Genomic DNA, 17,184 nt, shown 5'->3' on the forward strand with positions numbered 1-17,184 from the left:
ACCTTTCAGGCCGAAGCGGGGATAAGGGAGGCGATCAGGGCTTCGACGCGGCCCTTGATCTCGTCGCGGATGGGCCGCACGGAGTCGACGCCCTTGCCGGCGGGGTCCTCCAGGACCCAGTCCTCGTAGCGCTTGCCCGGGAAGTAGGGGCACTCGTCGCCGCAGCCCATGGTGATCACCACGTCGGAATCCTTCACGGCCTCAGTGGTGAGGACCTTGGGGATCTCGGCAGACATGTCGATGCCCACCTCGGCCATCGCCTCGACGGCGGCCGGGTTGACCTTCTCGGCCGGCTGCGATCCGGCGGAGCGGACCTCGATGGCGCCCTTGGACAGCGTGGTGAGGAAGGCGGCCGCCATTTGGGACCGGCCCGCGTTGTGGACGCAGACGAACAGGACGGAGGGCTTCTGGCTCATGAGAGCACCTTTCGGTCAGCCGTGGCGACGGCGGGAGTTGCGAGGGGTGGGTAAAGGAACCGGACCAGGACGTACCCGGCGGCGCCGCCCAACAGTTGGGCGAGGATGAAGGCAGGGGCCGACGACGGCGCGATGCCGGCGAAGGTGTCCGTGACCGTCCGGGCGATGGTCACGGCGGGGTTGGCGAAGCTGGTGGAGCTGGTGAACCAGTACGCTGCGGTGATGTAGCCGCCGACGGCGAAGGCGACCCGGTCTGCCCGGCCGGAGCGCACGGTGCCGAAGATGACCACCAGCAGCCCTACGGTGGCGATGACCTCGCCCAGCCAGAGCGCGGGACCGGTGCGGACGTGCGTTGAAACCGTGACCGCGTCCAGCCCGAACATCAGGTTCGCCGCCACGGTGCCGGCCAGGCCGCCCAGAACCTGGGCGGCCACTAACGCCGCGGTGGTCCCTGTATCGATCAGGCCCAGGGCCCGTTCCACCAGGGTCACCACGGGGTTGAACGACGCCGAGACCGGCTGGAGTGCCACGATCAGGGCCACCAGCGCGGCACCCGTGGCGAGGCTGTTCTGCAGAAGCTGCAGCCCGGCGTCGTCCGGTGAAAGCCGCGAGGCCATGACGCCCGAGCCCACCACCGCCATGACCAGGAACGCGGTGCCCACGAACTCCGCAGCAGCTTTGCGGCCCAGCACACTCACGCTGCCTGCCCGCCGATCAGGGCCGCCAGGTTCTGCAGCGCCTCGGTCCGGGCGCGGTAGTAGACCCACACGCCGCGCTTCTCCCGGTCCAGCAGCCCCGCCTCGTGCAGGATCTTCAGGTGGTGGCTGATGGTGGGCTGGGACAGTTCGAAGGCATCGTTGAGGTCGCAGACGCAGGCCTCGCCGCCCTCATGCGAGGCAACCAGGGACATCAGCCGCAGCCGGACAGGATCGGCCAGCGCCTTCAGCAGCGGGACAACTCCTTCCGCTTCCGGCTCGGTCAACGGTTCCCGGGCCAGCGGCGGGCAGCACGCCGCGGCTTCCACAGGGGTCAGCTTCAGGGACATAGACACACATAAATATTTACATTCATCTATGTCCTTGGCAATCCCCATATTTTCCCGCTAATTACGCTCTTCCCTTGCGGCGCGCGGAGAAAGGACAAATAGGATGGCCCGTAGATTTACCGGCCGGAGATGAAGGGCGCCACCATGATCGAGATCCTGAACCCCGCTGAAGTAGCCCGCGCCCGGGAGACCGGCGCCCTGGTGGCGGACATCCTGCAGGCCATGAAGAGCCGCGCCACGGTGGGCACCAATCTCCTGGACATCGACCAGTGGACCAAGGAGATGATCACCGAGGCCGGGGCCGAATCCTGCTACGTGGACTATGCCCCGTCGTTTGGCCGGGGCCCGTTCGGGCACTACATCTGCACGGGCGTCAACGATGCCGTGCTGCACGGACTCCCCCACAACTACGATCTGGCCGACGGCGACCTGCTGACCCTGGACCTCGCCGTCGTCAAGAACGGGATGGCCGCCGACGCCGCCATCAGCTTCATCGTGGGCGAATCACGCCGGGCGGAGAGCGTGGCCATGATCGAGGCCACCGAGCGGGCGCTGGCCGCCGGAATCGCCGCCGCCGGGCCGGCCGCGAAGATCGGCGACATCTCCTACGCCATCGGCCGGGTCCTTAGCGATGCGGGATATCCGGTCAATACCCAGTTCGGCGGCCACGGGATCGGCTCCACCATGCACCAGGACCCGCACGTCCCCAACACGGGGCGGCCCGGCCGCGGCTTCAAGCTGCGGCCCGGGCTGCTGCTGGCCCTGGAGCCGTGGATCATGGCGGACACGGCGGAGCTGGTAACGGACGACGACGGCTGGACCCTCAGGAGCGCCACCGGCTGCCGGACGGCGCACACCGAGCACACCATCGCCATCACCGAGGACGGGGCCGAGATCCTGACCCTGCCCTCGCGGTAGGAGCTATTCCGTCCCCACCACGTTCACCTCGGGCGTCGACCAACCGCCGCCTCCTAAAATGGGGAGGTGAACCTTTCGCATCTCGGTGTGCCCGTCGGGCCGATGATTCGCGTCCATGGCGGGTTCGCCAACCGGATGTACCGGCTCGACACTGACGATGGGTCGTTCGCGGTGAAGGAGTTGAACCTGGTCGATCGCCGCTGGCCCTATCGCATCAAGGACGTGCTCCGGTTTGAGCGGGCCGCCTTCGCTGCCGGCATTCCGATGCCAGAGCCGATTTCGGCCGACCACAACACACTCGTTCACCGATGGGTCGATGGCGGGAAGGCCGAAGCGCCGGTGTCGGCGAGCTACGCGTTTGAGATCGGTGAGATTCTCGCGCGTATCCATTCGCTCGACGTCGCGTGGAGCGACGCGTTGATCGAGGAGCAGGCGTCAAGGGACTGGGCTGAGCTCGCCGTCCAGGCGGCGGCGACCGGACAACCGTGGGCTGCAGAGCTCGCCTCCCAGGTCGAAACGTTCCTCGCGATTGCCCGCTTCGTTGACACCTGCAATCGGCCAGGCCCAGTCGTTCTGACGCACAGAGACATCCAACCGTGGAACCTGCTCGCTCGAGAGGGCCGGCCGGTGGTGCTCGACTGGGAACTCTCGGGGATGCTCGACCTGTCCGGCGAGCTCGGATCGACCGCGCTGAGCCTTGCGAAGGGGCCCGGCGTCGATGACATCAGGCCCGCCATTTTCCGCTCGGTTCTCGACGGCTATGTGGCAGGGGGCGGAACGCTGCCGCCGCCGGGTCCAAGCTGGTTTGCGTTCATAATCGGCGGCTGGCTGGGGCACACGAGGTGGAACATCCTCCGGTGCCTCGCCGGTGTTGAGGCAAGCACCGGGCCAGACCTCGCGCTGTCGCATGAGTCCGTGCGCGACGGGGTGCGCGGCCTCCCCGACTTGTTCTGCCGGCTTCCGGATCTCGAGGCGTTGCTGGGGTGACAGTGAACTGCGTTGCCGGCAATTCCGCATGCTTCGATCACCCCTGCGCCGCAGCAGGTGAGTCGGCTATCGCGTACTGAACCTGGGCGGACGCGGCGCAGAGATCCTGACCCTGCCCTCGCGGTAGGAGCTATTCCGTCCCCACCACGCCGCTGCGGCGTTCCAGCAGCAGCGTGTCCTGCCAGTGCCCGGCCTTGGGGCCATGGCTGATCTGCGCAATCCGCTCCCGGGTCCCCACCACCCGGAAGCCCAGCTTTTGGTGCAGCGCCAGGCTGGCGGCGTTCTCGGGAAAGATGCTGGACTGGATGGTCCAGATGCCCGCCGCCTCCGTGGATTCGATCAGGGCGGCCAGCAGGAGCCGGCCCACGCCCCGGCCCTGGGCCTGCGGGTCAACATAAATGGAGTGCTCCACCAGGCCCCGGTACACCTCGCGGGAGGAAACCCGGGACACGGCGGCCCAGCCCAGGACCCGCCCCGCATCCCCGGCGACGATCCGGTGCTCAGGCAACCGCACGGCGTCGAACGCTTCCCAGGTGGGCGGCTCGCTCTCGAACGTCGCCTCCCCCGTGGCGATGCCGGCGGCGTAAATTGCGTGGACGGCGTCCCAGTCATCGGGGCACATGGGGCGGATCACGGGGCTGTCCATGGATCCCATTATGGTGTGGCGCCCGCGGGCCACCGCCCAGGCAGGCGGCGGCGTAAAAAATTCGTCAATAAAACAGCCCGCCCGCCCCGATTCCACCCGTGCGGCCCTTTGATGGAGGCATAGGAGCCAGGGAGGGCAGATGCGGTGGGATGAGGAGCCAGCGGACCGCGGCAGGGTCAAGTTCGCCGCATCCGCCGACGCCGTGGAGGGCTACGGCGGACGCGGGCTGAACGGCCGCGCCCTTCATCCTGTGGCCGGCTACACCTTCCCGGACCAGGACGGGGACCCGTGGTGGGTCATCTTCCAGCCCTGGCCCTCAGCCGGCCCGCATCCGCACCGGGTTCCCGGCGACATCCTTGCCTGCAACGATTCCTACGGCGACATGGTGCACGTTGTGGTGCTCGCGGCAGGCGTATGGGAGGACGACGCCGAGGCAGCCTTCAGCGCGAACGCCCCTTCCAGCCTGGCGGACGCCGCCCGGGTTGCGGCCGCGGTGGAGCCCATCAGCCGACGTGGACCCAGGGCCGCTGGGTAACGTCCGGTACGGCCTCGCGCAGCACCTCGCGGGTCACCGGCGCGATCTCGCCCTCGCCCAGGAACAGGAACCGGACCAGGTTGGTGATGGGGTTCCCCTCGGTCCAGCGGAAGTAGATGTGCGGCATCAGGCCCGTGACGTCCCGGATGTGCAGCAGCACAGAGGCGATGGTGTTGGGCACCACCGGGCCGTGGACTTCCAGGATGTGGTACCCGTGCCGGTTCACGCCGCGGACGTGCAGTTCGGTTTCGAAATCCGAGGAGTCGTCCACGACGACCTCCAGGAACAGGGCGTCACCTGCCAGCGGGAGGTGGCTGACCTCGATGGCTGACTCGAGCTTGTCCCGGTAGGCCTCCGCGGACATCCGCAGCGGCTCGTGGGCGATGATGGCGATGGGCCCGTCCAGGGCGCTGGACATGAACTCCAGGGCCTGCTGGTCCAGATGAACCCGGGTCGCATGCAGCTCGAAGGAACGGCGGACCCGGGACAGCAGCGAGATGACGATGATGCCGAGGATGAAGATGGCGGCGATCCGGATGCCCTCGGGCCGTTCGAAGATGTTGGCCACCGTGGTGTACGCGAACACGACCGAAATGACACCGAAGCCCACCGTGAGGTTCCGCTGCCTCCGCCGGCGCGCCGAGAGCGTGACGGCCACCGCGGCGGAAGTCATCAGCACCAGGACGCCGGTGGCGTACGCGCCGCCCTGGGCGTCGACGTCGGCGTTGAAGATGAAGGTGATCAGGAAGCCGATCAGGGTGAAGACGAGGACCAGGGGCCGCACAGCCTTGGCCCAGGCCGGAGCCATGCCGTAGCGCGGGAGGTACCGCGGCACCAGGTTCAGCAGCCCTGCCATGGCCGAAGCGCCGGCGAACCAGAGGATGCCGATGGTGCTGATGTCATAGACGCTGCCGAAGCCCACACCCAGGTATTCGTGCGCCAGGAAGGCCAGGGCACGGCCGTTGGCCTGGCCGCCGGGCTGGAATTCCTGTTCCGGGATCAGGACCACGGTGATGAAGCTGGTGGTCAGCAGGAAAACGCTCATGATCACAGCGGCGGTGGTGAGCATGCGCCGGGCGCCCCGGATGCGGCCTGCGGGGTTCTCCTCCGTGTCGTCCTCAGCGCCCCGCACCTGCGGCATCACGGCCACGCCGGTTTCGAAGCCGGAGAGGCCCAGGGCCAGCTTGGGGAACACCAGCAGCGCGATGGCCACGGCCATGACCGGGTTTCCGTGCGACACCCACAGGTTGGTCCACCAGTCCCCCATGGCCGCGGGATGCGTGAGCACCTGCGCCAGGGTGGCGACCACCACCACGGCGTTCAAGCCCAGGTAGAGAACCACCAGGACCACCGCGACGCCGATGGCTTCCTTGAATCCCCGCAGGAACACTGCCGCGAGCAGGGCCAGGAGGAAGAGCGTCACGGGGACGTTCTGGGTCTGGAGCCAGCCCGGCGCCACGGGATTGCCCAGCAGGTGCGCGGTGGCGTCGGCGGCCGAGAGGGTCATGGTGATCATGAAGTCAGTGGCGGCGAACCCCAGGAGGACGAGGACCAGGAGCTTGCCGCCCCACCGGGGCAGCAGCCGCTCGAGCATGGCGATGGAGCCTTCACCGCGGGGGCTTTCCCCGGCGACCCTGCGGTACACCGGCAGGGCGCCGAGCAGGGTCACCGCCACCAGCACCAGGGTGGCCAGCGGGGAGATGACCCCTGCGGCCAGCGCGGCGATGGCCGGCTGGTAGCCCAGGGTGGAGAAGTAGTCCACGCCCGTCAGGCACATGACCTGCCACCACGAATGCTTCTTCTCGTGCTGCGTCGGCACGCCGCCGGGACCCGGGTGGGCGCCCTTGCTGTCCTGCAGCCCAAACAGCAGCCAGTCCTGGAGCGCCTTCCTGCCGTGGGCGTGGGGCGCGGACGGATCCGCCGGGGGCCTGCTCAACGTGGTCATGTCTGCCTTTCCGCGCTGCCCTTTGCATCGCGACCCTTGCGAAGCTAGCACCGGCCAAAAGGGCGGGAGCGCCGAAAAGGCATTTCTTAATGATTCCTTGACGCGTGATTTGCGACGCAGTGCGGTCAGTAAGCTGGCGGGGTGTCCGTGATTGCCGCCCTGCTGCCCACCCTCGTGGCCATTGCCATCCTGGCGGCACTCACGGTGGGCATCCTGTGGGGCGCGCGGACGCCGTCGTACCTCTCCCCCGCCCTGGCCATCCTCCGCGGCGCCGCCCAACTGGCGGTCATCAGCCTGGTGCTGGGCGGCATCATCACCAATCCCCTGTGGGTGGGCGCCGCCCTGCTGGTCATGTTCACAGTGGCGTCCGTGACGGCGGCGCGGCGGCTCACTTGGTCCTGGCGGCGCTTTGCCGTGGTGGCGGCAACCATGGCCGCCGGGATCCTGGTGACGCTGGGGGTCGTGTTCGGAACGGGCGCCATCGAGTTCTCCCCCCGGTACGCGCTGGCGGTGGGCGGAATCGTGATCGGCAACTCCATGACCATTGCCACCCTGGCCGGCCGCCGCTTCTTCGAGGCGGTGGTGGAGCAGTGGGACCAGGTGGAGGGCTGGCTGGCGCTGGGCGCCACGCCCCGGCAGGCCACCCTCTTCCAAGCCCGGCAGGCGGTGCATTCAGCGTTGATCCCGTCCACGGACCAGACCAAGACCACCGGCCTGGTCACGCTGCCGGGAGCGTTCGTGGGCGCCATCTTCGGCGGCGCCTCACCCCTGGAGGCGGGCCGGTTCCAGGTGGTGGTGCTCGCCTCAATCATGGCCGCCGGGTCCATCACCGCGGTGGCACTGATCCGTTCGCTGGGCAACGTGAAGGTACGGCCCGCGGCGCCCTAACAGACGGGCGCCGCGGAACTGCTGCGTCAGCCCTGCTTGACCAGGGCCGCTTCCAAGCTGATTTTTACTTTGTCGCTGACCAGCAGGCCGCCGGCCTCCAGCGCAGCGTTCCAGGTGAGCCCGAATTCCTTGCGGCTGATTTCGGTCTCGGCGGAGAAGCCGGCCCGCGTGGCGCCGAACGGGTCAACGGCAACGCCGGTGAACTCGACTTCCAGCTCGATGGGCCGGGTGACGCCCTTGATGGTGAGGTCCCCGGTCAGGGTGTATTCCTCGCCGTCCCCTTCGATGGAGGTGCCGCGGAAGGTCATCTCGGGGTACTTCTCGACGTCGAAGAAGTCTTCGCCGCGTACGTGGGCGTCGCGGTTGGCGTCGCCGGAGTTGAAGCTGGCGGTGGATACCGTGGCGTGCACCGACGAGTCCGCCAGGGACTGGCCCACGCGTGCCTCGGCCTGGGCTTCGGTGAAACGGCCCCGGACCTTGCTGATCCCCGCATGGCGGACGCTGAAGCCGATCTCGCTGTGGGACATGTCCAGGGTCCAGGTTCCAGGCGTGAGTTCCTTGGGAAGGGTCATGGCAGTTCTCCTTACTCGTAGGGCCGCAGGCTCAGCCGCCCGCTACAGGCGCAAGACTGCGGATGCCCCTAAATATTCCCCCCGAAACCCACATGGAAAACAGGGCCGTATGAACCGGAAGGGAACTTCCGGCGTATACATAAGCGTGGCTCTACGATTACTGACCGCCCTGGCGCTGTTCATTGATGCCGGCGTCCACCTCTTCCTGGCCCCGGGCTACCAGAACGCGCAGCCGGGCACTGTCAGCCAGGGCACCCTGTTCCTGCTCGAAGCCGCCGCGGCGCTGGTGGCCGGCGTCTATGTCCTGGTCCGCGGCAGCAGGGCTTCCTATGCCGTGGCCCTGGTGGTTGCCCTCAGCGCGTTCGCCGCCGTCGTGCTGTACAGGTACGTGGACATCCCGGCCATCGGACCGATCCCGGCCATGTACGACCCCGTCTGGTTCTTCTCGAAGACCCTCAGCGCTGTTGCCGAGGGAGCCGGCGCGGTGCTGGCCTTCGCCGGCCTGGTCCGTGGCGGCCGCAGGAGAACGTCCGACGACGGCGCCAGGCTTCGGGCCCGGCGCCGCCGCCCGTGACCATCACCCCCGCCGTTGTTAGCATGCAAGGGGAGGTGGCACATGGGCGCGGCTGAACGGGCAGTGCCGGATGCGTTCGGCGCCGTTTCCATCTATGTGTTGTCGGCCCTCTGGCTGACGTCCCTGTCCCCCTCCGTGCCGGTCCTCCAGCTGGCCGGGCTGTGCGCGGGCGCCCTGGTGGCCGTGGCCGCCGCCGGCTCTGTCCTGCGACGGATCCCCCGGTTCTCAACGCCGGCCGACCGGGTCACCCTGCTGCGCGCCGTCCTCGTGGCCCTGTGCGCGGTGCTGGCCGTTCCGCAATTGTTCACGGGCCGCCGCGCAGACCTGCTCCTCCCCGTCCTGGGCGGCGCCGCGTTCCTGCTGGACGGGCTGGACGGTGTGGTGGCCCGGCGCACCGGAACCTCGTCGCCTGCCGGGGCGCGGTTCGATTCCGCCACCGACGCCGCCCTGGTGCTGGTACTGTCCGTTGCCGCCGCTCCCGTGGCGGGCCCCTGGACGCTGGGCATCGGGGCCATGTACTACGCGTTCGTCGCCGCGGGGCTCGTCCGGCCGCACCTTCGGGTGGCGCTGCCGCCCAGCGCATCCCGCAAAGCCATTGGCGCGTTCCAGCCCTTCGCGCTGCTGTTCGCGCTCCTCCCCGGGGTCCCTGCGGTTGCCGCGGCGTCGGTACCGGCACTCGCCCTGGCCCTGCTCGCGTTGTCCTTTACCCGCGACGTGGTCCAACTGGAACACCTGCACCGCGCCGGACTCCAGGGTGTGCCGGCCGCGGTTGCCTAGTTGGTGTGGGTACGCTGCCGCCCGGTCGCGTCACAGCAGCCCGTCCCGTTACAGCAGCCCCGCGACGGCGAAGCCTCCGGCGGCGGCGGCCACGGCGGCCGCTGCCGTGCCCAAGGCGTTGAGGAGGGCCAGGCCCGTGCGGCCGGACTGGACCAGGCGGACGGTTTCGAAGCTTGCCGTGCTGAAGGTGGTGTAGCCGCCCAGGAATCCGGTACCGGCGATGGCCTGCAGCTCGGGCGGCGCCGCATGCATAATCACGGCGCCTGCCACCAGGCCCAGCAGGAACGATCCCGTGACGTTGATGGCAATGGTCCCTACCGGCAGGGCGGTCCTGATGTTGGCGCGCACCAGGCCGTCAACCACGAAGCGGGCGGCGGCTCCCAGCCCGCCGGCGAGTCCCAGCAGGATGATGGTCAGGGGACTCACCGGTTTCCCTCCTTCGGGGAGCCGGCTGCGTCCGGCCGGGAGCTGGTCCGGGCATGCTGGGCTGCTGCCAGCCGGATGCCGGCCACGGTGGCCACGGCTCCAACCAGCACGGAGGCTGCCACGTAAATGAAGGCGTCGGCGCTGCGGCCGGCACTGAACAGGGTGGTGGCTTCCACGGCCAGGCTGCTGTAGGTGGTGAAGGCGCCCAGGAACCCGGTGCCCACCAGCAGCCGGACCAGCCGGAGCCGTCCGGCGTCAGGGCCCCGGCGGACCAGGGCCTCAAGCAGGGCACCCAGCAGGAACGCCCCCGCCAGGTTGATGACCAGGGTGGGTACCGGCCAGCCGCCCGGCGCGGGCAGGATGCTGCCCAGCCCGTAACGGGCCAGGGCGCCGAAGGTGCCGCCAACGATGACCACCAGGACGAATCCGGGATGCAGGTGGACCGGCCGGTGGATGCGTGCCTCGCCCAGCGTGCCTTGGTCTGCGCCGGCGGCTGCTGTGGTCCTGGGGACGGGCTGCTCCATCAGTGGTCCGTTTTCGGCTGGTGCCTGGGGTGCGGGGCCAGCGGGACCACCAGGACGGGCCGGTGCTGGCGGTGGGTGAGATGGACTGCCACGGATCCCACGAGCAGTTCCTCCAGCCGCGCCCCGAGTCCGCGTTCCCGGGTGCCCACCACAATGACGGACGCGTCGGCGGTTTCCGCCAGCCGTCCCAGCGCCCTGGCAGGGTCCCCGGCCAGCGTCACGAAGGACCAGTCGATCCCGGTCCCGTCCAGGGCTTCGCGGAGGTGGCCGGCGATGGAGGCGCTGATGCCTTCGATGTCGTCATCAATCCCGTCGGGGTCGATGGGGCGGGCTTCCACCCTGCCGTCGGGCTCTTCAGCCAGGTAGGTGGTGACGTCCACGTAGGCGCAGACCAGCTTCACGCCCAGGCTGTAGGCCAGCTCGGCGGCGCGGTGGGCCACGGCCAGCGGCTGGCCCGGCACCACCCCCATGAGCACCGGCCCGCTGATTTTCCGGGGTGCATAGGGAACGCCGCCGGTGGAGGGGGCTGGTTTCTCGGGCTCAGTCATGTGCTCTCCTGTTCGGCGGGGCAGGAAGACTGAACCGGGCGCGGGCACGGGTCACCTGCCTTCGTGTCAAAGGCAGGAACCATCAGCCATGTGGCGGTTCGAAGACCGCGCACCTGCGCAGGCCTTCCGGCGGGATCCATCACCGTGAACAGAGACTACAGGTATTCCCGCGGCGTCCGCCACCACGGCTGCGGCCCCGGCCACCAGCTTAGGCGGCGAGGGCCGGGGGCAGCTCGGTCAGTGCCGCGACGGTGATGTCGGGGGCCCGGAAATACGAGGGGTAGCGGGCGCCGGTCCGGTTGATCCAGGCGGTCCGCAGCCCGGCCCTGGCTGCCCCGTGGATGTCCCAGGGGTGCACGGCGACCAGCAACATGCCGGACGGATCCACTCCGGCCGAGGCGCCCGCATACAGGTACGCGGCTTTGGCCGGTTTCCAGGCAGGGGCATCCTCCACCGAGAGGAGCAGCTCGAATTTGTCCCGGATGCCGCCGGCAACCAGCAGCCTGTCCGTATTGGCGGCCGCGCCGTTGGTCAGAGTGGTCAGCCGGTGCCCGGCGGATGCCAGGGCGCGGACCCCGGCAGGGACATCCGGGTGAAGGGAGAGGTTCTGCAGGGCGGCCATGACGCGTTCGACGGCGGTGTCCAGGTTCCCGGAGATCCCTTCGGCTTCCAGCAGGGTGCGGAGGGCATCGCCGCCAATGGTGGCGAAGGCCTGGTTGTCGCCGCTGGCAGTGAGGGCGAAGCCGTCCCGCAGGAGCGTGGCGAACCAAAGATTGGCCAGCCCGCGGGGCGCGCCGGTCTGCGCAAAGACCTCGCCGAGCGGGGCCATGTCCGAGAGCGTTTCGTTGACGTCAAAGACGATGACCAGTGGTTCCGCCATGATCTTCCCTTCTGGTTCCAGCCGACGGGCAGGCCCTGCCGGCGGCTGCCGGCCGGCCAAGCCTGTCAGCAGTAGACCACACGGGAGCTGCGGGGACTAGCCTTCCGTCTGGCCCAGGCTGGCGAGGGCCTTGCGCAGGCGAGTGCCGGCGTCGTCCGCCACTTCCTTCACGGAAGGGGCGCTGCTGAGCTGCACCATGGTCTGCGGATCGATGGCTTCCACCGTGGTGGAGTCCGCGGAGCTGTTCCGGCGCACCACCACGTTGCAGGGCAGCAAGGCACCCATCTCGGGTTCGGCAGCCAGGGCGCGGCTGGCAAGGGCCGGGTTGCAGGCACCAAGGATGACGTAATCCCCGACGGCGTCCGCGGCCTCGGCGCCCAGCTTGGCTTCGAAGGTGGACCGGACGTTGATTTCGGTCAGGATCCCGAACCCCTGCGCGGCGAGGGCTTCGCGGGTGCGCTCCAGCGCCTCCGCCCACGGAAGGGAAACAGTGGTGGCCAGGGTGTAGGTCATGATGCTCCTTGAAGTTGCCGGGCGGTGCGGGTCTAGAGGGTGCTGGGGCTCAGGGCGCGCAGCGTGCCGCCGGTCAGGCGAGGGAGAGGAAAAGCTTCTCCAGGTCCTTCCGGTCCATGGTTTCGTCCTTCTGGACGATGCACTGCTCAAGCCCGGTAGCGATGATGGCGAAGCCCGCCCGGTCAAGGGCCTTGGACACGGCGGCCAGCTGGGTGACGACGTCCTTGCAGTCCCGGCCCTCCTCAAGCATGCGGGTCACAGCGGCGAGCTGGCCCTGTGCGCGCTTGAGGCGGTTGATCACAGGCGTGAGTTCGGTTGGGTTCAGTTCCATAAAGGGGTCTCCATCGATGGGGTGCTTGCCGTCAACTATATACCCCCATGGGTGTTTTGACTACCCCCGGGGGTATCTGTAATACTCGGTGGGGTATCCACCCGACCCCTTCCGAGAGGCCACCCATGACATCCCCTTCCAAAGCAACAGCCGTTACTGCACTCGCCCCTGAGGCCCTCCAGTCCTGGATCAAAGAGCACCAGGATCTTGTGGTGATCGACGTTCGCTCCGCCGCTGAATTCGAAACCATGCACATCCGCGGCTCCTACAACGTGCCGCTTCCGCTGCTCTCCGAGCACACCGATGAGCTCGCTGCCCGCCTGGGCTCCCGCGTTGTCCTGGTCTGCCAGTCCGGCGTCCGCGCCGAACAGGCCCGCCAGCGCATGGCCGCTGTTGGCCTCAACACCGCCTACGTGCTCACCGGCGGGGTTCCCGGCTTCGCCGCCGCCGGCGGCGACGTGGTCAAGGGCAAGGACCGCTGGGACCTGGAACGCCAGGTCCGCCTGGCCGCAGGCTCCCTGGTGATGCTGGGCCTGGCCGGGGGCAAGTTCGTCTCCCCCAAGGTCCGCATGCTGGCCGGCGCCATCGGCACCGGGCTGACGTTCTCGGCCGCGACCAACACCTGCGCCATGGGCAAGGCCCTGTCTGCCATGCCGTGGAACAAGGCCGCCAAGGAACCCACCCGCGAAAGTGCCATCCTGCAGCTCCCCGTGCAGCCGGCTGAAGAGGGCGCGGCAGCATGATCCCGGCCCTGGGTCTGGGGCTCGTCGTCGGCGTCGTACTGGGCGTAGTGGGCGGCGGCGGGTCCATCATCGCTGTTCCCGCCCTGGTGTACGGCGTGGGCATGAGCCCCGCCCAGGCCATTCCCACCTCGCTGCTGGTGGTGGGAATCTCCTCGCTGGCAGCACTGCTCCCCAGGTTGCGGGAAGGCCTGAACTGGCCCGTGATCGCCCTGGTGGGGGGTGCCGGCATCCCGGCAGCCTGGGCCGGTGCGGCCGTGGGCAAGCTGCTGGACCCGAACATCCTGATGCTGGCCTTCGCCGGGATCATGGTGGCCGCGGGCATCCGGATGCTCAGCAAGCCCCGCGAAAGCGAGGGGTCCTGCAGCACCGGGCCGAACCGGGCATTCCGGTCCTGCGCCCCGAAAGCCGTGGGAGTGGGCCTGCTGGTCGGGTTCCTCACCGGATTGCTGGGCGTGGGCGGCGGCTTCCTCATCACCCCCGCGCTGACCATCTTCCTGGGCCTGCGCATGAAGCAGGCCGTGGGAACGTCGCTGGCCATCATCGTCGTCAACTCGGCCGCCGGGTTCAGCGCCCACGCCGCCGGCTACACCATCGACTGGGCCACCACCCTGGCGTTCGCCATCCCGGCGATCGTGGGATCTGTGGTTGCCGCCCGGTTTGCGCGCCGGCTGCACGACAAACACATCCGCATCTCGTTCGCGGTACTCATCTTCGCCGTCGCGGCGTGGGTCACCGCCGGCACGGTCACCGCCTGACCCATCCATAGAGGAGAACACCATGGGACTGATTGATTCCCTCAAGAAGGCCTTCAGCAAGCCCTACAAGACGATTTCGGTGGCCCAGGCCAAGGAACTCCTGGGTTCCGGGGCCACGCTCATCGACGTCAGGTCGGCCCAGGAATGGCGGACCGGCCGGGCGCCGCAGGCCAAGCACGTTCCCCTGGACCGGCTGCAGACCAGCACCGCAGGCATCCAGAAAACCCGTCCGGTGATTGCCGTCTGCGCCTCCGGCGTCCGCTCCGCTTCGGCAGCCAGGCTGCTGGCCGCCAAGGGGTACGACGCGTACTCGGTGCGCGGCGGCATGGCCGCCTGGCGCCAGGCCGGCGAACCCGTCCGCTAGCAACACCACCACCAACTCCAGCCACACACCACTTCGAAGGAGAACCACCATGGCTGAAATCACCATCACCGAAGCCGAACAGCGCCGCTCCACCGCCCGGATCCTCGACGTCCGCGAGGACTTCGAAGTCGCCGAGGGCATGATTCCCGGCGCACTGCATATCCCGATGGGCCAGTTGCAGGCCCGCCTGGGCGAGCTTGACCCGGCCGTGCCCGTGATCGCCGTCTGCCGCAGCGGCAACCGCAGCGCCGCCGTCGCCGATGCCCTCAACGGCGCTGGCTACAAGGCGGACACCATGGCCGGCGGCATGACCGCCTGGACCCGCGCCGGGCTCCCCACCACCTAGGCCCTGTCCCGCGGCCCAGCGCAACCAACAAACACAGCGCAACCAACAAACACAGCGCAACCACAAACTTCGCCCGAAAGGACACGACAGATCATGGCAGCAACCATCGACATCACCCAGCAATCCTTCGCCCAGACCCTGGAGGACAACGGCATCGTCTTCGTTGACTTCTGGGCAGCCTGGTGCGGCCCCTGCCGCATGTTCGCCCCCACCTACGGCGCCGCCGCCGAACGCCACCCGGACATCACCTTCGCCAAGGTGGACACCGAGGCCGAACAGGCTCTCGCCGCCACAGCGAACATCACGTCCATCCCCACCCTGATGGCGTTCAAGGACAAGACCCTGGTCTTCTCCCAGCCCGGCGCCCTCAACGCCACGGGCCTGGAGGAAGTCATCCAGGCCGTGAAGAACCTGGACATGGACACGCTCCGCGACGAAGCCGGACACCAGCACGTCTGAGCATGACGGACCAGCGGGCGTTCCGTACGGGCACGGCGGGCGAACTCGCCCTGGCGTGGCCCCGCGTCACGCTGGTGGACGTCCGCAGCCGGGAGGAGCACGCCACCGCGCACGTCCCGGGGAGCCTGAACATTCCCCTGGATGAATTGGCCTCCCGGCTCACGGACCTGCCCAATACGACCATCTACCTGATGTGCGGCTCGGGCAAGCGCAGCAGCCAGGCCGCGCGGATCCTCACCGACCGCGGACACACCGCGGTCAACGTGGCCGGCGGGATCACCGAGTGGTACCGGGCAGGGCACCCCGTCAGCTACAGCCACACTCCGGCAGACCAGCCGGCACCATCAAAAAACCCCGCAGCACCAGGCCTCCGGCGCCTGCTGCGACGGCTCTTCCGCAGGACATCCGCATAGGCCGCAGCGCACTTGCGGGATACCCCCGGGGGTATCTATACTGAATGCAGAACAACCTCCCAATCCCCTTTCAACTGAAGGAGAGCACCAGATGCTTATCGAGCGCATTTACGACGAAGACCTCGCACAAGCCAGCTACGTCATCGGCTGCCAGGCCAAGGGCGAAGCCATCGTGGTGGACGGACGCCGCGACATCGCCGTGTACCAGGAGCTCGCCGCCAAGAACGGCATGAAGATCGTGGCCGTCACCGAGACCCACATCCACGCCGACTACCTCTCCGGCACCCGCGAACTGGCCGCCGCCACCGGCGCCAAGATCTACGTTTCCGGCGAGGGCGGACCCGACTGGCAGTACCAGTTCGAGGGCGAGCGGCTCTACGACGGCGACACCATCACCCTGGGCAACATCAACATCAAGGCAGTCCACACCCCCGGGCACACCCCGGAGCACCTGTCCTTCCTGGTGACCGACGGCGCGTTCAGCGACAAGCCCGGCTACCTGCTCTCTGGAGACTTCGTGTTCTCCGGCGACCTGGGCCGGCCGGACCTGCTGGACGAGGCAGCCGGCGGCGTGGACACCCGCTTCGAGGGCGCCAAGCAGCTCTTCGCCAGCCTCCGCGACAAGTTCCTCACTCTCCCGGACTACGTCCAGGTCCACCCCGCCCACGGCGCCGGCAGCGCCTGCGGCAAGGCCCTGGGTGCCATCCCGTCCTCCACGGTGGGCTACGAACGCCTCTACGCCTGGTGGGGCCCCTACCTGGCCGCCAACGACGAGCAGGGCTTCATCGACGAGCTCCTCGACGGCCAGCCGGACGCCCACGCCTACTTCGGCCGCATGAAGCGCGAGAACCGTGAAGGCCCGGCCGTCATGGGCGAGCGTGCCCCGCTGCAGGAGCTGGACACCGCCGTCGTGGCCCAGGGCCTGGCAGATGACACCCTGACGTTCATCGACACCCGCTCCAACGGCGAAGTCCACCAGGGCACCGTGGCCCGGTCCCTGAACGTGCCGGCCGGCAAGTCAGTGGCCAGCTACGGCGCCTGGGTGGTCAACCCGGAAACGGACACGAACCCGCTGGTGCTCCTGGCCAAGGACCAGGAGCAGGCCCAGGACATGTGGGACCACCTGGTCCGCGTGGGCATCGACAACGTGGCCGGCTACCTGACCGGCATCGAGGGGCTGCCCACCTTCACCCCCAAGCTGATCCAGCCTGAGGAACTCGACGGTTTCGACGCCGCCATGGTCCTGGACGTCCGCAACAAGACCGAGCACAAGGCCGGGCACATCCCGGGCTCGTACCAGCTCAGCGGCGGCCGCGTCATGTGGCACCTCGACGAGCTGCCCATCGGTGGAACCATCGTGTCCTACTGCCAGTCCGGCGTCCGGAACTCCGTAGCCGCCAGCGCCCTGCGCCGTGCCGGGTACGACGTCGTCGAACTCGACGGCAGCTACGCCGCCTGGAGCGCCTGGCAGAACAGCGTCCCCGCGGTCTAACCGGACCTGCCACCCCAAGACCGCCCGGGCAGGACCCCCCTCCTGCCCGGGCTCCGGGCCCGGGCGTGCCCCCACACGCCCGGGCCG

25 protein-coding genes and 1 riboswitch are annotated in these 17,184 nt (G+C 68.6%); of the genes, 13 read left to right on the top strand and 12 right to left on the bottom strand.

The window, feature by feature from the left end; genetic code table 11:
* Positions 1 to 5 precede the first annotated feature (5 nt).
* Genes LDO22_RS09445 through LDO22_RS09455 form a run of 3 tightly spaced genes read right to left on the bottom strand, consistent with a single transcriptional unit; the run spans position 6 to position 1,461 of the window.
* On the bottom strand, positions 6 to 416 hold the full coding sequence (locus tag LDO22_RS09445) for an arsenate reductase ArsC (RefSeq protein WP_159633187.1): 411 nt from the start codon (positions 414 to 416) through the stop codon (positions 6 to 8).
* Positions 413 to 1,114, bottom strand: coding sequence for an aquaporin (locus LDO22_RS09450; RefSeq protein WP_224026902.1), 702 nt, complete (start codon positions 1,112 to 1,114; stop codon positions 413 to 415). Before LDO22_RS09450 ends, LDO22_RS09445 begins: the two co-directional genes overlap by 4 nt.
* Positions 1,111 to 1,461, bottom strand: coding sequence for a metalloregulator ArsR/SmtB family transcription factor (locus LDO22_RS09455; protein ID WP_159635807.1), 351 nt, complete (start codon positions 1,459 to 1,461; stop codon positions 1,111 to 1,113). Before LDO22_RS09455 ends, LDO22_RS09450 begins: the two co-directional genes overlap by 4 nt.
* A 144-nt stretch (positions 1,462 to 1,605) precedes the next feature.
* On the opposite strand from LDO22_RS09455, the gene map reads away from it, so the two are divergent.
* Both map and LDO22_RS09465 read left to right on the top strand, forming a co-directional pair.
* Positions 1,606 to 2,379, top strand: coding sequence for a type I methionyl aminopeptidase (map, locus tag LDO22_RS09460; RefSeq protein ID WP_224026903.1), 774 nt, complete (start codon positions 1,606 to 1,608; stop codon positions 2,377 to 2,379).
* Between the two features lie 66 nt (positions 2,380 to 2,445).
* On the top strand, positions 2,446 to 3,366 hold the full coding sequence (locus LDO22_RS09465; RefSeq protein ID WP_224026904.1) for a phosphotransferase: 921 nt from the start codon (positions 2,446 to 2,448) through the stop codon (positions 3,364 to 3,366).
* Between the two features lie 130 nt (positions 3,367 to 3,496).
* Here LDO22_RS09465 and LDO22_RS09470 read toward each other — a convergent pair whose 3' ends face one another.
* Positions 3,497 to 4,012: a GNAT family N-acetyltransferase gene (locus tag LDO22_RS09470; RefSeq protein ID WP_224026905.1), complete on the bottom strand. Its 516-nt coding sequence runs from the start codon at positions 4,010 to 4,012 to the stop codon at positions 3,497 to 3,499.
* A 139-nt stretch (positions 4,013 to 4,151) separates the two neighbouring features.
* On the opposite strand from LDO22_RS09470, the gene LDO22_RS09475 reads away from it, so the two are divergent.
* Positions 4,152 to 4,547 (top strand): hypothetical protein, encoded by a 396-nt coding sequence (locus tag LDO22_RS09475; RefSeq protein WP_224026906.1) that lies wholly within the window; start codon positions 4,152 to 4,154, stop codon positions 4,545 to 4,547.
* On the opposite strand, the gene LDO22_RS09480 is transcribed toward LDO22_RS09475, so the two are convergent.
* Complete coding sequence (locus LDO22_RS09480) at positions 4,516 to 6,492, bottom strand: amino acid transporter (RefSeq protein WP_224026907.1); 1,977 nt, start codon at positions 6,490 to 6,492, stop codon at positions 4,516 to 4,518. The two genes, LDO22_RS09475 and LDO22_RS09480, sit on opposite strands and share 32 nt — an antisense overlap.
* Before the next feature lie 141 nt (positions 6,493 to 6,633).
* On the opposite strand from LDO22_RS09480, the gene LDO22_RS09485 reads away from it, so the two are divergent.
* Positions 6,634 to 7,380 (top strand): ABC transporter permease, encoded by a 747-nt coding sequence (locus tag LDO22_RS09485; protein WP_224026908.1) that lies wholly within the window; start codon positions 6,634 to 6,636, stop codon positions 7,378 to 7,380.
* Between the two features lie 26 nt (positions 7,381 to 7,406).
* Here LDO22_RS09485 and LDO22_RS09490 read toward each other — a convergent pair whose 3' ends face one another.
* On the bottom strand, positions 7,407 to 7,952 hold the full coding sequence (locus LDO22_RS09490; protein WP_159633211.1) for a YceI family protein: 546 nt from the start codon (positions 7,950 to 7,952) through the stop codon (positions 7,407 to 7,409).
* A gap of 145 nt (positions 7,953 to 8,097) precedes the next feature.
* Between LDO22_RS09490 and LDO22_RS09495 the strand changes: the two genes are divergently transcribed.
* Positions 8,098 to 8,526 (top strand): hypothetical protein, encoded by a 429-nt coding sequence (locus tag LDO22_RS09495; RefSeq protein ID WP_224026909.1) that lies wholly within the window; start codon positions 8,098 to 8,100, stop codon positions 8,524 to 8,526.
* A 42-nt stretch (positions 8,527 to 8,568) separates the two neighbouring features.
* The gene (locus LDO22_RS09500; protein WP_224026910.1) at positions 8,569 to 9,303 is read left to right on the top strand and encodes a CDP-alcohol phosphatidyltransferase family protein; all 735 of its coding nucleotides are present in this window, start codon (positions 8,569 to 8,571) and stop codon (positions 9,301 to 9,303) included.
* Positions 9,304 to 9,351: 48 nt separating this feature from the next.
* On the opposite strand, the gene crcB is transcribed toward LDO22_RS09500, so the two are convergent.
* The 6 genes from crcB to LDO22_RS09530 form a co-directional block, all read right to left on the bottom strand.
* A complete protein-coding gene (crcB, locus tag LDO22_RS09505) occupies positions 9,352 to 9,729 on the bottom strand; it encodes a fluoride efflux transporter CrcB (protein WP_224026911.1) in 378 nt (125 codons plus the stop codon).
* Positions 9,726 to 10,253: a CrcB family protein gene (locus LDO22_RS09510; protein WP_224026912.1), complete on the bottom strand. Its 528-nt coding sequence runs from the start codon at positions 10,251 to 10,253 to the stop codon at positions 9,726 to 9,728. Before LDO22_RS09510 ends, crcB begins: the two co-directional genes overlap by 4 nt.
* The gene (locus tag LDO22_RS09515; RefSeq protein WP_224026913.1) at positions 10,253 to 10,801 is read right to left on the bottom strand and encodes a universal stress protein; all 549 of its coding nucleotides are present in this window, start codon (positions 10,799 to 10,801) and stop codon (positions 10,253 to 10,255) included. Before LDO22_RS09515 ends, LDO22_RS09510 begins: the two co-directional genes overlap by 1 nt.
* Positions 10,802 to 10,867: 66 nt before the next feature.
* Positions 10,868 to 10,954: riboswitch (Fluoride riboswitch) on the bottom strand.
* 55 nt (positions 10,955 to 11,009) lie between these two features.
* Complete coding sequence (locus LDO22_RS09520; protein ID WP_224026914.1) at positions 11,010 to 11,681, bottom strand: haloacid dehalogenase type II; 672 nt, start codon at positions 11,679 to 11,681, stop codon at positions 11,010 to 11,012.
* Positions 11,682 to 11,777: 96 nt separating this feature from the next.
* Positions 11,778 to 12,194, bottom strand: a complete 417-nt coding sequence (locus LDO22_RS09525; protein WP_224026915.1) for a DUF302 domain-containing protein — start codon at positions 12,192 to 12,194, stop codon at positions 11,778 to 11,780.
* A gap of 73 nt (positions 12,195 to 12,267) precedes the next feature.
* Positions 12,268 to 12,525, bottom strand: a complete 258-nt coding sequence (locus tag LDO22_RS09530) for a metal-sensitive transcriptional regulator (protein WP_043452296.1) — start codon at positions 12,523 to 12,525, stop codon at positions 12,268 to 12,270.
* A 125-nt stretch (positions 12,526 to 12,650) separates the two neighbouring features.
* On the opposite strand from LDO22_RS09530, the gene LDO22_RS09535 reads away from it, so the two are divergent.
* The 7 genes from LDO22_RS09535 (at position 12,651) to LDO22_RS09565 (ending at position 17,097) form a co-directional block, all read left to right on the top strand.
* A complete protein-coding gene (locus LDO22_RS09535; RefSeq protein WP_224026916.1) occupies positions 12,651 to 13,268 on the top strand; it encodes a rhodanese-like domain-containing protein in 618 nt (205 codons plus the stop codon).
* Positions 13,265 to 14,023, top strand: a complete 759-nt coding sequence (locus LDO22_RS09540; RefSeq protein ID WP_224026917.1) for a sulfite exporter TauE/SafE family protein — start codon at positions 13,265 to 13,267, stop codon at positions 14,021 to 14,023. Before LDO22_RS09535 ends, LDO22_RS09540 begins: the two co-directional genes overlap by 4 nt.
* A 22-nt stretch (positions 14,024 to 14,045) precedes the next feature.
* The gene (locus LDO22_RS09545) at positions 14,046 to 14,387 is read left to right on the top strand and encodes a rhodanese-like domain-containing protein (protein ID WP_224026918.1); all 342 of its coding nucleotides are present in this window, start codon (positions 14,046 to 14,048) and stop codon (positions 14,385 to 14,387) included.
* Positions 14,388 to 14,436: 49 nt separating this feature from the next.
* Complete coding sequence (locus LDO22_RS09550; protein ID WP_109864070.1) at positions 14,437 to 14,733, top strand: rhodanese-like domain-containing protein; 297 nt, start codon at positions 14,437 to 14,439, stop codon at positions 14,731 to 14,733.
* 93 nt (positions 14,734 to 14,826) lie between these two features.
* Positions 14,827 to 15,192 carry a thioredoxin family protein gene (locus tag LDO22_RS09555; RefSeq protein ID WP_224026919.1) on the top strand — a complete coding sequence of 122 codons (366 nt, stop codon included), beginning with the start codon at positions 14,827 to 14,829 and terminating at the stop codon, positions 15,190 to 15,192.
* Positions 15,193 to 15,194: 2 nt separating this feature from the next.
* The gene (locus LDO22_RS09560; RefSeq protein ID WP_224026920.1) at positions 15,195 to 15,605 is read left to right on the top strand and encodes a rhodanese-like domain-containing protein; all 411 of its coding nucleotides are present in this window, start codon (positions 15,195 to 15,197) and stop codon (positions 15,603 to 15,605) included.
* 91 nt (positions 15,606 to 15,696) lie between these two features.
* Positions 15,697 to 17,097, top strand: a complete 1,401-nt coding sequence (locus tag LDO22_RS09565; protein ID WP_224026921.1) for an MBL fold metallo-hydrolase — start codon at positions 15,697 to 15,699, stop codon at positions 17,095 to 17,097.
* The last annotated feature ends 87 nt before the right edge of the window (positions 17,098 to 17,184 follow it).

Origin of the sequence: Arthrobacter sp. NicSoilC5 (assembly GCF_019977395.1) — a bacterium.
Taxonomy (GTDB): Bacteria; Actinomycetota; Actinomycetes; order Actinomycetales; family Micrococcaceae; genus Arthrobacter.

Coding starts and splice junctions, on each gene's coding strand:
- LDO22_RS09445 (WP_159633187.1), bottom strand. CDS start 416: ATGAGCCAGAAGCCCTCCGTCCTGTTCGTCTGCGTCCACAACGCGGGC.
- LDO22_RS09455 (WP_159635807.1), bottom strand. CDS start 1,461: ATGTCCCTGAAGCTGACCCCTGTGGAAGCCGCGGCGTGCTGCCCGCCG.
- map (WP_224026903.1), top strand. CDS start 1,606: ATGATCGAGATCCTGAACCCCGCTGAAGTAGCCCGCGCCCGGGAGACC.
- LDO22_RS09470 (WP_224026905.1), bottom strand. CDS start 4,012: ATGGACAGCCCCGTGATCCGCCCCATGTGCCCCGATGACTGGGACGCC.
- LDO22_RS09475 (WP_224026906.1), top strand. CDS start 4,152: ATGCGGTGGGATGAGGAGCCAGCGGACCGCGGCAGGGTCAAGTTCGCC.
- LDO22_RS09480 (WP_224026907.1), bottom strand. CDS start 6,492: ATGACCACGTTGAGCAGGCCCCCGGCGGATCCGTCCGCGCCCCACGCC.
- LDO22_RS09490 (WP_159633211.1), bottom strand. CDS start 7,952: ATGACCCTTCCCAAGGAACTCACGCCTGGAACCTGGACCCTGGACATG.
- LDO22_RS09500 (WP_224026910.1), top strand. CDS start 8,569: ATGGGCGCGGCTGAACGGGCAGTGCCGGATGCGTTCGGCGCCGTTTCC.
- LDO22_RS09510 (WP_224026912.1), bottom strand. CDS start 10,253: ATGGAGCAGCCCGTCCCCAGGACCACAGCAGCCGCCGGCGCAGACCAA.
- LDO22_RS09515 (WP_224026913.1), bottom strand. CDS start 10,801: ATGACTGAGCCCGAGAAACCAGCCCCCTCCACCGGCGGCGTTCCCTAT.
- LDO22_RS09520 (WP_224026914.1), bottom strand. CDS start 11,681: ATGGCGGAACCACTGGTCATCGTCTTTGACGTCAACGAAACGCTCTCG.
- LDO22_RS09525 (WP_224026915.1), bottom strand. CDS start 12,194: ATGACCTACACCCTGGCCACCACTGTTTCCCTTCCGTGGGCGGAGGCG.
- LDO22_RS09530 (WP_043452296.1), bottom strand. CDS start 12,525: ATGGAACTGAACCCAACCGAACTCACGCCTGTGATCAACCGCCTCAAG.
- LDO22_RS09535 (WP_224026916.1), top strand. CDS start 12,651: ATGACATCCCCTTCCAAAGCAACAGCCGTTACTGCACTCGCCCCTGAG.
- LDO22_RS09540 (WP_224026917.1), top strand. CDS start 13,265: ATGATCCCGGCCCTGGGTCTGGGGCTCGTCGTCGGCGTCGTACTGGGC.
- LDO22_RS09545 (WP_224026918.1), top strand. CDS start 14,046: ATGGGACTGATTGATTCCCTCAAGAAGGCCTTCAGCAAGCCCTACAAG.
- LDO22_RS09550 (WP_109864070.1), top strand. CDS start 14,437: ATGGCTGAAATCACCATCACCGAAGCCGAACAGCGCCGCTCCACCGCC.
- LDO22_RS09555 (WP_224026919.1), top strand. CDS start 14,827: ATGGCAGCAACCATCGACATCACCCAGCAATCCTTCGCCCAGACCCTG.
- LDO22_RS09560 (WP_224026920.1), top strand. CDS start 15,195: ATGACGGACCAGCGGGCGTTCCGTACGGGCACGGCGGGCGAACTCGCC.
- LDO22_RS09565 (WP_224026921.1), top strand. CDS start 15,697: ATGCTTATCGAGCGCATTTACGACGAAGACCTCGCACAAGCCAGCTAC.